The sequence below is a fragment of the Lysinibacillus sp. NPDC048646 genome (assembly GCF_050272295.1).
Taxonomy (GTDB): domain Bacteria; phylum Bacillota; class Bacilli; order Bacillales_A; family Planococcaceae; genus Lysinibacillus.
The window spans coordinates 4317-16260 of the sequence record NZ_JBNNLZ010000006.1 but is presented as its reverse complement, the minus strand read 5'-3'; the positions used below and the strand labels follow the sequence as shown (position 1 = coordinate 16260).

At 38.1% G+C, this 11944-nt stretch carries 12 protein-coding genes and 7 tRNA genes (1 of these 19 running past the window's edge); 5 read left to right on the top strand and 14 right to left on the bottom strand.

Translation table 11 applies throughout. The features are described 5' to 3' along the window. Positions 1-45: 45 nt before the first annotated feature. Together trmL and queG are read right to left on the bottom strand one after the other, a co-directional pair. The gene (gene trmL, locus ACQKII_RS08875; RefSeq protein WP_427458390.1) at positions 46-519 is read right to left on the bottom strand and encodes a tRNA (uridine(34)/cytosine(34)/5-carboxymethylaminomethyluridine(34)-2'-O)-methyltransferase TrmL; all 474 of its coding nucleotides are present in this window, start codon (positions 517-519) and stop codon (positions 46-48) included. A 14-nt stretch (positions 520-533) separates the two neighbouring features. Further along, positions 534-1664 carry a tRNA epoxyqueuosine(34) reductase QueG gene (queG, locus tag ACQKII_RS08870; RefSeq protein ID WP_427458388.1) on the bottom strand — a complete coding sequence of 377 codons (1131 nt, stop codon included), beginning with the start codon at positions 1662-1664 and terminating at the stop codon, positions 534-536. 59 nt (positions 1665-1723) lie between these two features. On the opposite strand from queG, the gene ACQKII_RS08865 reads away from it, so the two are divergent. Beyond that, complete coding sequence (locus tag ACQKII_RS08865) at positions 1724-2413, top strand: B3/B4 domain-containing protein (protein WP_427458386.1); 690 nt, start codon at positions 1724-1726, stop codon at positions 2411-2413. A 15-nt stretch (positions 2414-2428) separates the two neighbouring features. Beyond that, positions 2429-2938, top strand: a complete 510-nt coding sequence (locus tag ACQKII_RS08860; RefSeq protein WP_427458384.1) for a hypothetical protein — start codon at positions 2429-2431, stop codon at positions 2936-2938. A 316-nt stretch (positions 2939-3254) separates the two neighbouring features. Here the strand turns inward: ACQKII_RS08860 and ACQKII_RS08855 are convergent, their stop codons facing one another. Next, positions 3255-3896, bottom strand: coding sequence for a hypothetical protein (locus ACQKII_RS08855; protein WP_427458383.1), 642 nt, complete (start codon positions 3894-3896; stop codon positions 3255-3257). 680 nt (positions 3897-4576) lie between these two features. Between ACQKII_RS08855 and ACQKII_RS08850 the strand changes: the two genes are divergently transcribed. Further along, entirely contained in the window at positions 4577-6163 is a 1587-nt protein-coding gene (locus ACQKII_RS08850; RefSeq protein ID WP_427458381.1) for a catalase, read from the top strand. A 48-nt stretch (positions 6164-6211) separates the two neighbouring features. Here the strand turns inward: ACQKII_RS08850 and ACQKII_RS08845 are convergent, their stop codons facing one another. Then, a complete protein-coding gene (locus tag ACQKII_RS08845) occupies positions 6212-7114 on the bottom strand; it encodes a S66 peptidase family protein (RefSeq protein ID WP_427458379.1) in 903 nt (300 codons plus the stop codon). A gap of 107 nt (positions 7115-7221) precedes the next feature. Here ACQKII_RS08845 and ACQKII_RS08840 point away from each other — a divergent pair, with 107 nt between their 5' ends. Continuing rightward, positions 7222-7389: an EamA family transporter gene (locus tag ACQKII_RS08840; protein ID WP_427458737.1), complete on the top strand. Its 168-nt coding sequence runs from the start codon at positions 7222-7224 to the stop codon at positions 7387-7389. A gap of 52 nt (positions 7390-7441) precedes the next feature. Here ACQKII_RS08840 and nagB read toward each other — a convergent pair whose 3' ends face one another. Further along, positions 7442-8155, bottom strand: a complete 714-nt coding sequence (gene nagB / locus ACQKII_RS08835) for a glucosamine-6-phosphate deaminase (RefSeq protein ID WP_427458735.1) — start codon at positions 8153-8155, stop codon at positions 7442-7444. 190 nt (positions 8156-8345) lie between these two features. On the opposite strand from nagB, the gene ACQKII_RS08830 reads away from it, so the two are divergent. Continuing rightward, positions 8346-9095 carry an arylamine N-acetyltransferase family protein gene (locus ACQKII_RS08830; protein ID WP_427458733.1) on the top strand — a complete coding sequence of 250 codons (750 nt, stop codon included), beginning with the start codon at positions 8346-8348 and terminating at the stop codon, positions 9093-9095. A 36-nt stretch (positions 9096-9131) separates the two neighbouring features. Here the strand turns inward: ACQKII_RS08830 and ACQKII_RS08825 are convergent, their stop codons facing one another. The 9 genes from ACQKII_RS08825 to ACQKII_RS08785 all read right to left on the bottom strand — a co-directional run. Next, on the bottom strand, positions 9132-10226 hold the full coding sequence (locus tag ACQKII_RS08825) for an S-layer homology domain-containing protein (RefSeq protein ID WP_427458377.1): 1095 nt from the start codon (positions 10224-10226) through the stop codon (positions 9132-9134). Between the two features lie 588 nt (positions 10227-10814). Then, positions 10815-11132, bottom strand: a complete 318-nt coding sequence (locus tag ACQKII_RS08820; RefSeq protein WP_427458375.1) for a MazG nucleotide pyrophosphohydrolase domain-containing protein — start codon at positions 11130-11132, stop codon at positions 10815-10817. A 187-nt stretch (positions 11133-11319) separates the two neighbouring features. Beyond that, a tRNA-Leu gene (locus ACQKII_RS08815) sits at positions 11320-11400 on the bottom strand. A gap of 56 nt (positions 11401-11456) precedes the next feature. Then, positions 11457-11530: transfer RNA gene (locus ACQKII_RS08810), tRNA-Cys, on the bottom strand. Positions 11531-11539: 9 nt separating this feature from the next. Next, positions 11540-11614 (bottom strand) — tRNA-Gly (locus ACQKII_RS08805). Positions 11615-11620: 6 nt separating this feature from the next. After that, positions 11621-11695 (bottom strand) — tRNA-Gln (locus ACQKII_RS08800). A gap of 21 nt (positions 11696-11716) precedes the next feature. Continuing rightward, positions 11717-11792, bottom strand: a tRNA-His gene (locus tag ACQKII_RS08795). Positions 11793-11822: 30 nt separating this feature from the next. After that, positions 11823-11898, bottom strand: a tRNA-His gene (locus ACQKII_RS08790). 12 nt (positions 11899-11910) lie between these two features. Further along, positions 11911-11944: transfer RNA gene (locus ACQKII_RS08785), tRNA-Trp, on the bottom strand; it runs 40 nt beyond the window's last position.

The following is an 11944-nucleotide window of genomic DNA, read 5'->3' as shown; positions in this document are numbered from 1 at the left end:
ATTCCCCAAGAAAAAAAGCAGTTCTCCTCATGAGAACTGCCTTTTTTAATGTAACCCTGGGTAACCTTGCTGTCTCAAAGCCTCATAAATAACAATCGCGGCTGTGTTCGATAAATTCAGGGAGCGTATATGTTCACTTTGGGGAATACGCAGACACATATCCCGACGTTCATAGGCAAAATCCTTTGGCAGGCCTGTCGTTTCTTTGCCAAACATAAAGAATATGTCACGTTCCTTATCACTAAAATCATGTTCAGTAAACGGCTCTTCACTATACGTTTCAATTAAATACAAATCACCGTTTTTCGAAACCTCTATAAAATCCTCGAGTGAATCATGGTATACAACATTGACACTATGCCAGTAATCTAACCCCGCACGCTTGAGCATTTTATCGTCCGTTGAAAAGCCAAGGGGACGAATTAAATGCAAAGAGGTATTTGTACCAGCACAAGTACGTGCAATATTACCTGTATTTGCTGGAATTTCTGGTTGATATAAAACGATATGCAATGGCATAACGGTACACTTCCTTAGCTAAAAAATTGTAATCCCTTATTAATTTCAATGAGTACTTCCCCGTCTTGTTCCTTGTCCTTTGCAGAGAGTAATGCCTTTTCTGCCTGCTGCCCGCCAATTTTCCCCAATGCCCATGCCGCCGTTCCTCGGATAACAGGACGTTCATCTTTTTCAAGAAGTGACACTAAATCAGGCACAGCTGTTTCTTCTTTAAAATGCGCTAGTGCCAAAATAGCATTGCGTTGAATCGGCTTTTTACCACGCCAAGAGCCTGAAACATATCCAAATTTGTCTTTAAATTCACGGTTAGAAATGGTCAACAGCGGTATCAGTAAAGGCTTTGCAATTTCTGGATCTGGCTTAAACTCTTCGTGAATCCAGTTTATCTTCCTTTTGTTTTTAGGGCACACTGTTTGGCAAGTATCACAGCCATACAAACGATTACCAATATGACTACGAAATTCATCGGGCAATGTTCCTTTGGTTTGTGTTAAAAAGGCGATACAACGTTGTGAATCAAGTTGCCCTCCCTCTATTAACGCGCCTGTTGGACAAACATCCAAGCATAAACGGCAATCCCCACATTCATCCTCCATTGGTGTATCCGGTGCAAATGGAATATTCGTAATGAGCTCACCTAGATACACATATGAACCAAATTCAGGCGTAATAATCGAGCAATTTTTCCCGCTCCAGCCAATACCCGCACGCTCGGCTGCTGCCCTATCTACAAGTGCCCCTGTATCAACCATTGATTCAATACGCACACCCTCTACTCGTTCTTCGAGCCATGCTGATAATTGTTTCAAACGCTCTCTTAACGCTGTATGATAATCGACACCCCAAGAAGCTCTACAAAAAATACCACGTCTTGAGCCTTTTTTTCCAATAGGTGCATCCTGCATACGCGATGGATACGCTACCGCTATGGCAACTATGCTTTCTGCTCCTGCTAATAGTTGAAATGGCTCAGTACGTTTTTCAATATCGCTTTCTTCAAAGCCTGACTGATAGCCAAGCTCTTGCTGACGGCGCAGTCGATTTTTTAATTCTGTAAATGGAGCTGCCGTTGTAAAGCCAATTTTATCAACGCCAATGGACATTGCATACGCCACAAATTCACGTTGTAGGTCATGTATGTTCATTTCATTTCCAACTCCTTACATGATACAATAATAGAAATAGTTAAAGTAGGTGATAATTTATGAAAGTGTCACTCAACCCAACTCTCAATACACAACATCCTGAGCTAAAAATCGGCATTATTCATTATACCAAAATTGTCGTAGCACAATCGCCCCAAATGATTAAGGGACGAATGCAATTGTATCAGGAAAATCTGTATTTAGAAATGCAGGAGACTCCTGTTACAGCACAAGCTGGCATCGCAGAATGGCGACAACTATGGAAAAAGTTTGGCGCTGATCCAAACCGATACCGTCATTCGGCAGAAAGCTTAATGCGTCGAATTAGTAAACAAAATTATGTAACACCATGCCAATCTGGTGTTGATTTAAATAATTTCTTCTCCTTGCAATATGAAATTCCAATCGGCCTTTATGATCTAGCTTATCTTAAAGGAAATGTTGAAATCGCACTTGGCAACGAAGAAACAGGATATGAAGGCTTGAACGGCCGCTATAATTCGTTAAATAATATCCTCTATAGTCGTGACGAGGAAGGTGCCTTCGGTTCACCATTCGTCGACTCTAAACGAACGGCTGTCTCAGAGACAACGACAGATGCCTTACAAATTTTCTACCTCCGTCCATCACTGTCAGACAATCAATGTGGAGAGCTTCTTGCCTCTGCAGGAAAAATGTTCAATCAAATACACGGTGGTGACTATAACACAGCTCTATTAACAAATGCAGCACCATCTACTACACTATAAAAAGGACGTGTTTTCATGATAAATCTTGCAGAAGCGGTCAAACTGAAAAGCATTTTAACAAAAAAAGTTCAGGAACTTATTAGCGAGTTACATCGTAGCGCCTTTGTAACCATCGAAAAGGGACAAGCCCCAAAAACGAGCAATCGTGCCATGACCGTTATTGAATCTGAGCTAGCTCAAGTACGTCTCGATATACGTACATTAGATCGACTAGTATATGAAGCAAATATAAAAAATACAGTAGACTTTAAAAGTGAACAATTAACGTTGGTTGAAGCAATTGAACTTGCAACACAACTTCGTGCCGAAGCTGAGCTTTGCAAGCACTTTAGTACGCATGAGAAAGAAAGTGTCCGTATGGGCTATGGTGAAAATACTATGCTCTATGAAATTGCTATGTACGAACCCGAAGAATACCGTGAACGTGCGCTTAAACTCGAAAAAGATGCACATAAGCTCTCAAATTTAGTGAATACCAAAAATTATAGCGTTGAACTTAACTTTGACGATTCTCGTTATTTCTAAGCTCGGGGCGGGCGTCTCCAAACACGATTTGATGAAAACGTTGATATACCAATATCTATAGACTTTTTCAAAGGTGTTCCAAACCAAGTGAATACCATGTATCAAAAATAGCGTTGTCGGGGGCAAGTTATTGTACTTAACAATCAAAAAAGATTGAGGCTATTTGCTTCGATCTTTTTTATTTGTAGCTCTCCTTATATAGAAGTATTATTACCTATTTTCATCATACTGTTAGTTTTTAGAACTGTAATAAATATTCTATGAACCATTATTCGTTGAACTAAAAAAAGCATCCTTTTACAGATGCTTTTTTGTTCTAGTTCGTTAAATCATAATTAATTTCATATGTTCCTAAATCTAAATCAGCAAGAAGAAAAGTTACATTATAATTAGAATCAGTATATGTATGAGTGTCTTTCTCTTCATCTATAGCTTTATCAAATTCCACTTCATTTTTATCTAAATTCAATCCTATTGCATCAATAATTGACATAGCAGATAATAATCCTTCTTCCCATTCATCTCCCTCTTCACTTACTTCGTTTATTGGGCTTCCTTCTACAGAGATATTATAGCCAATTAATTTTTTATCCTCATTATATTTAGCGACTATTTTATAATGACCCTTATATTTTTTAAAATCTGTTTCCAATAGGATTTGTGACAAAATATTTTCCTCTTTATTTAGTTCACTAGTTATTGGTTCTGGAATCTTCTCTAATTCTATTGGTTCTTCTGTATCCTGTTTATATACATCAACTCTAACATTGTATTTTTTAACAAACTTTTCTACTGTAGCTTTTGATTCAGGATCAACCTCTTCATATTTTACAGGAACAACTTTCTCTTCCTTTACGATCTCTTCTTTTTTTACATTTTCCTCTTTGTTCTTTTCTGTTCCCTCACCAGAACACCCAACTAGCATTATGGCTAGTAGTACTAATAAAACTTTCTTCATTACATTATTCCCTCCGAATGCATATCATTAAAAAATGTATGTGATTTGATTTAACAAAACACAATTATAACACAACCAGTTCCTAAATTAATATTTTATTTCCTACTATTACAATTTAGCCAAATTGAGTTCTATATTACCACTATTATAATTCGTCATTTTTTGGTATATAAAGAATTCACATTGCTTATTGAACTATCTATGACAGGTATTTTTATTTTCTTTTTTACAACTATCACTGAAAAACCAAAAGATGAAGCTGCTCACATACTTGAATTTTCAGCTCGTCATTTGAATGCCAATAGTTGAAAATGAATGCTATTGCATGAAATATGAGATTTCACAAAAGCTGATAAATCAAGGCTTTTCATATCGCTTGAAACTGTATACAATAGATTTATGGAGTCGGTGAGACTCTATACCAAGATGGGTGTGTTGTTTTTCGAAACCCTACATTTAAGTAGACAACTTTGATAAACCAATGACATGTGACCTGTTACTTTATGACCGATGACCAATAACCAACTATCGGCAAAGGCATAAATAAACCCAATCAGATGCTATTCGAAAACAACATCCCAAAAAGCTCTCTTGCACCTTGTGTGTAGGGGAGTTTTTTTATGTCTAGTTTATCCCTATCCAGGACAGAATGGATGTATACCACAGAAAGGGGTAATACCATGACAAAGCAAAATGATCCACATCTTGAAAATGACGATACATTGACAAATCGACAGGGTCACCCTATTACCAACAATCAAAATCTACGAACGGTAGGTAATCGAGGACCTGCAACACTTGAAAATTATGATTTTTTGGAGAAAATAAGTCATTTTGACCGTGAGCGTATTCCTGAGCGTGTTGTACATGCTCGTGGTGCTGGTGCTCATGGCTATTTTGAAACATATGGTGTTGTCGGCAATGATCCTATTTCTAAGTATACAAGGGCCAAGGTTTTTCAAAATAAGGGAAAACAAACGCCTGTTTTCGTTCGCTTTTCGACGGTTATTCATGGAGGGCATTCACCTGAAACCTTACGTGATCCGCGCGGCTTTGCAGTGAAGTTTTATACGGAGGACGGTAACTGGGATTTAGTCGGAAATAATTTAAAGATTTTCTTTATTCGCGATGCTATGAAATTCCCAGATATGATTCATGCTTTCAAGCCCGATCCAATTACAAATATTCAAGATGTTGAACGTTTTTTTGACTTCTGTGCAAGTTCACCGGAATCTTTCCATATGGTGACCTTTGTTTACTCTCCTTGGGGTATTCCAGCCAATTATCGAATGATGCAGGGCTCTGGGGTTAATACCTATAAATGGGTGAATAATGAAGGCAAAGCTGTACTTGTAAAGTATCACTGGGAGCCATTACAAGGCATCAAAAATTTAACCCAAAAAGAAGCAGAAGAAATTCAGATGAAAAATTTCAACCATGCCACGCAAGATTTATACGATGCAATTGACAATGGTGATTATCCTGAGTGGGAGTTAAATGTACAAATTATGGAGGATGGTCCACATCCTGAACTTGATTTTGATCCTTTAGACGATACAAAGCTTTGGCCAAACGATAAATTCCCATGGTACCCCGTCGGTAAAATGGTATTAAATAAAAATCCTGAGGACTATTTTGCAGAGGTCGAGCAGGCAACTTTCGGTACTGGTGTTCTAGTAGATGGTCTCGATTTCTCCGATGATAAAATGTTGCAGGGTCGAACATTCTCTTATTCTGACACACAGCGCCACCGTGTCGGAGCTAACTATTTACAACTGCCCATTAATGCCCCAAAGAAACGTGTAGCAACAAACCAAAATGGTGGGCAAATGCTGTATAAGCGAGATTTAGCACCAGGACAAAATCCACATATTAACTATGAGCCTTCCATGTTAAATGGCTTAAAGGAAGCATCACAAACAGCGAAAGAATATACACCACTAGTTGAAGGTCATCTCGTACGTGAAACGATTGATCGTCAAAGTAACACGAAACAAGCTGGTGAAACATATCGTAATTTTGAGCAATGGGAGCGAGATGAACTATTAGAAAATCTTATTCGTGATTTATCGAGTTGCAAAATTACTATTCAAGAAGCAATGATTGCCCTTGCAGAAGAAGCAGATGAAGAATATGGTCGTCTCTTAAAAAAAGGCCTACAAAAAGCACAAAAGGATTCTTCTACTGCAAGACCTCTTGGAAACATCGACGGTGACGATGCGCCTAACGATGCCATTAATAAAGGGCATGATGCTGAGCCATATTAAATAGAAGAAGCGTTCTGCAAGTTTAAAAATGCAGAACGCTTCTTCTATTTACTGTACACCAGGTAAAATTCGTAATACTTTTTCCTGTGCATCTAAAATTGCATCTACCCCTAATGGTATAGCAATATTCGTTGCTTCATGTCCGATGTTAAAACCAGCTACGACAGGCACACCTAGTTCAGCAAAATACTCTGTCATTAACGCTAATAGTGCCGCTTCTTCTGCTCCAGTTTGCGTAAAGGAACCAATAATAACCCCCGCCAACTGTTCGAGCTTTCGAGCTTGCTTTAATTGTTGTAGCATTGAATCGATACGAGGAATTGATTCAGCAATATCCTCTATCAATAAAATTTTACCATCTGTACGAATTTCAAACTTCGTGCCAAGAGTACTTACGAGTCGACGTAAATTGCCACCTACGATTTGACCGCGTGCAACACCTGGTGAAATCGTCGTTAGTGGTGATATCATTTCCGTATATTGTACTTCCATTGGTGTAAAGAGCTGTAAAAACATTTTCTTCGATATGTCGTCCATTTTACTTGCAGCCATTAACATCGGTCCATGGAAGGTTACTAAATCTGCAAATTCATGAATTGCACAATGCAAATATGTAAGATCTGAGAAGCCCCAGAAAATTTTTGGATTTTCTGCTAGTAGGTCATAATCGATCTTTCCTGCAATACGCGCAGAACCATAACCGCCTTTTACACAAAAAATCGCCTTCACTTCTGGATCCTTCACCATGGCATGAAAGTCTGCGAGCCGCTCCTCATCACTACCAGCTAAATAATCATGCTTAGCATGAATGGTATCGCCTATTTTATAGCGTAGGTCTAATTCATCTAGAAAGGCTAATGCTTCTCCAAGCTTTTCTGGCTCAACAAGGCTCGATAACGCTACAAGTCCAACTGTATCACCTTTGACCAAACGTGGTACTGTATTTTTCACAATACCCCCTCCTATTCTTACCCCTATTCTAGCATATGTCTGACATTGCATCATTGATTATTCATAGTATTAATGATTATAATTGACGTTAGTATTCTGACTATTCAATTAGGATTTGTCGCAATTTACTAAGTAGCTACAATGCTAACAAGGCAAGTATTTACCTCAATTTTATCCCTGTATTTGCGTCAATTTTTTCCGTAATCTTTCTTGGGGAAAAGCTTCACACGTTTTTGTTGTGGGCTAGCCGTCGTCGCAGGTGTTTTATGGACTGAAAAAAATAACAAGCGTAGACTTCAACACAAATGAAGTCTACGCTTGTTTTTCTTATTTTGTACCACCATAAATGACTGTTACATTCGGGTGATTTAACAACTGACTAGCTGGGAAATCTTCCGACACAACACCACTTTGTAATTTTTCAATTGCTTCTAACTTTTTTTCACCAAACGCAATCAATACAATTGCCTTGGCATTCATAATAGATTGAATACCCATTGTAATGGCTTGCGTTGGTACATCGGCTGGATTATCAAAATAAATGGCATTTTCAGTTCGTGTAGATTCTGTTAGTTCCACAATATTTGTTAATGATGCAAACGATGTGCCGGGCTCATTAAAGCCAATATGTCCATTTACACCAATACCTAGTAGTTGCAAGTCAAGGCCACCAGCTTCTGCTATACGCGCATCATAGGCAACACACTCAGCCGCTAAATTCGTTACTTTGCCATTTGGTAAATGAATATTTTCTTCGTTAATACCCACATGATTAAATAAATTCTCATGCATAAACGTCCAGTAACTAGCTGGACTAGATTGATCTAGACCCACATATTCATCTAGATTGAACGTTTTCACATCTTTAAAAGAAATATCTCCAGCTTGTTGACGTTTGACTAATTCCTTATACATCCCCACTGGCGAGCCCCCAGTTGCAAGCCCTAAAATACTTGTTGGCTTTGCTTGCAGCTGCTCAGTAAAAATACTTGCTGCCACTACACTCATTTCATCATATGAATTTACTTCTATCCATTTCATTGTGCTTGTCATCCATATACCTACCTTACCATCATTTTTATTAACTAAAATGGAAAATATTTTACTTATTAGTAGCTAATATATTAATATTACAAGTTATCTAACTACTTTTCTATTATTTTCTTTATCAATCTTTATGCGTGTATTCTTTTAGCAATTCGGTTATGTTAAATAGTAAGGAAGTGAGGCGATTTTTATAAATTCTCAAATACAGCAGTATTTACAGCATATTAAATTTCAAGGATCTTTAGAGCCTTCTATTAAGCTGCTAGGACACTTGCAAACATGCCATCTCCATACAATTCCATATGAAAATTTAGACGTGGCTCTGAAACATAGTATCTCCTTCGCTATCCCTGATCTTTTTCATAAAATTATTGTTCATCAACGCGGAGGTAATTGCTTTGAGCTGAATATTTTATTTAGCTGGCTACTTCGAGAACTCGGTTTCACTGTAACAAATCGTTATGCACAATTTTGGCGTAATATCGAAGACGGAACACCTCCTGAAGAAGTCCCTATGCATCAGCTACTGATTGTCACTTTTGATGGTTTACATTATATTTCTGACGTTGGTGTAGGTGCACTCGCTCCCTGTAAACCAGTACCTTTAATAGCTGGCCATCAGCATCGTGAAGGCAATGAGCTTTACAAAATTGAATGGGATGAAACATATGGCTGGATGCTTTATGAGCAAACTCCACATAAATGGCGTTTACTCTATTGCTTTACGGATGATGCAAATGATGCTAAATTTGCCCCACGGCTTTCTAAACAAGCCAACAACATTGCTATGATTCGGACCTCACGTGGTCGACACACTATGGTCAATAATGAATTTCGAATATACGAAGGTCAATCCCTAACAACCTATACAACACATAACGACAAAGAGTGGTTCCAAGCACTGAATCGTTATTTTCATATTTCTCTGTCATAAACAAGGATGCATTTATCCAATGCATCCTTGTTCGTATTAATTTGCTGTTCGCTTCAATAGCTCATAAATAACTTCCTCATTATGGAGCTCTTTAACTAAACCGATACCACCTACAAAATAATAGGTTTTCACTACATCACTATATATAAATGATTCTTCTAATATCGCGACATTTTTATAGTTGACACCACCTGCTCTAACTGTTCCATCCGTCGCTTTAACCGTAATTCGATTACCGTTTACTGGCCCATCATCATCTTCATGAACAATTACACCAATTCGCAGAGGTAATCCTATAAATAAATCATAATGCGTGCTAAAGTCAGCAGCAATTGCTTGTCCGTAAATAGTTTCATTACCATAAAGTAGTTCATCATTAAATGTCTCTTGCGTACTCATATTTATAACCGTCCAAACGTCATTTTTATTATCGTTATGGCTATATTGATATTTTAATGTATACCTAATATCCTTATCAGGTGAATAAAAGGCATACGTGTATACATACGCAGGATCCTTCAAAAAATTCACTTTCGATAGCGTTAATGCACGGGCCATAAATGCTGAAAAATGTGCACGTGTTAACGGTAAATTTGGCTTAAATGAACCATCTTGATAACCCCTTGTAATATTATTATTTGCAACCGCTAAAATTTCCTTATAGCCACTGGTCTTCTCTGTAACATCTGTAAAATCATACGGCTCTGAACCTTTTAGTTTAAATGCTCTTTGTAAAACAATCGCCATTTCCCCTCTAGAAAGAGTACCATCTGGTTTAAACTTCTTTGTTGAATCGAAAATTCCAGCATTTTGTGTAGCCGCAATTTCTTTATAATAGATATGTGTCGCTGGTACGTCCTGATATTTCGGGTTCTTTACGTTTGCTGTCTTCAATCCTAGTGCCCGTGTAATCATTACAGCTACTTGTGCCTTGGTCACATATTCATTCGGTTTAAACAGGCCATTAGGATACCCCTTGATAATTCCTCTTTCTACTAGATAATCAATTTCCGTTATTAAGACATTGTCTGATGATACGTCTTTAAAGCTTGCTGCTGCATAAACCGGTTGCATTTGTAATATCCATACTAAAAGCACTGCCACACACAGAATCTTACTAATTTTATTCATGCCATTCCCCCTATTTTTCTTTCATCCTTCTTATCCTATTCTCCTCCAACAGCACTTAGAGATAATTTCTAAAAATCACATAAAGTGAAACTTCAATCAGCGGGGGTTTTCTTGATCCCCCACTGATTGTTTGTTGAACCAATCGGGCTTTTACGGTCAGTTGATCGCCCACCTCGTTGACTCGTTGTCATCTTTCCACTTGAGGTGGGCGTCTTGTACCTGACGCTTCGCTTTCGGAACAGATAAATTACTGACCGTTAATGCGGGATAAAAATAACTTTTATTTTTATAATCTTCAAGATTAAATGAAATCCTCACACCCCTTTGTATTACTTACCCTTACCCATTGCCTTACACTTTTACGCCTATAATCGAATTTGAATTGTTTACTTCCTCCCAAGTTCTATACAATAAAAAGCACCTCTACTAGTATCTGTAGAGATGTTCCATCAACGCAATTATTATTAATTGATTTTACTAATTATTTCTTTTGAATTAAACCTATTGGCACTTTTCAAAGGGTGAAACCATTACTAACTCAGTTCACTTAATAGCTGAAATCATGGGTAACTACGCAGCTATTTAATTTTATCCCTTGTAGCGCTTTATCAATTTTTCTTGGTGGGCACTGAAAATTTCCTCAAGCGAAATATCATAGTTATTGGCAATCACAACGATATTTCCTAATACATCGCCAAGTTCTTCTACTAATTCTTGTTTATTATTTTTGTAAGAACCTACCTTTTCATCTGGTCGGTCTCTTCCAATTTCAAGTGCTCGAATCGCACGTGCTACTTCGCCCGTTTCTTCGGCTAAAAAACCAATCCGTGTAAAAATATTTAAATCAGACCACCCACGTGTTTCATAGTAATCTTTTACCCACAATTGAAATTCGTTTAATTCCATAATTTTATGCCCCATTTCCTTGTTGTATAAACTAAATTATACTATAAAAAATAGAACCTTACCTGATATGGATGATACTACCTGTATTCAAGTACAAACCAAATTTATGAGTAATTTTGTTGTGCTACGAACAAAGAAAAAAGACCTCAACATAATTGTTGAAGTCTTTTGTTTAATCATTTAATGATACCGGTGGCCGGGGTCGAACCGGCACTCCAAAGGAACACGATTTTGAGTCGTGCGCGTCTGCCAATTCCGCCACACCGGCATAATACCTTAGAGATAAAAAAAATCGGATTATCCGATTATTGTTAAAAAACTTTATGGAGGCGGCAACCGGATTTGAACCGGTGGTAAAGGTGTTGCAGACCTGTGCCTTACCACTTGGCTATGCCGCCATAAAAAGTTGGAGCGGAAGACGAGGTTCGAACTCGCGACCCCCACCTTGGCAAGGTGGTGTTCTACCACTGAACTACTTCCGCAATAAATGGCTGGGGTACCTGGATTCGAACCAGGGCGTGACGGAATCAAAATCCGTTGCCTTACCGCTTGGCTATACCCCAAAAGATAATTATATATAAAAATGGGGCGACTGATGGGAATCGAACCCACGAATGCCTGAACCACAATCAGGTGCGTTAACCACTTCGCCACAACCGCCATGACTATATTGTATGATTTTATATTAAATGGGGCGACTGATGGGAATCGAACCCACGAATGCCTGAACCACAATCAGGTGCGTTAACCACTTCGCCACAACCGCCATAATACAAATTGGCAGGGGCAGTAGGAATCGAACCCACATCAAA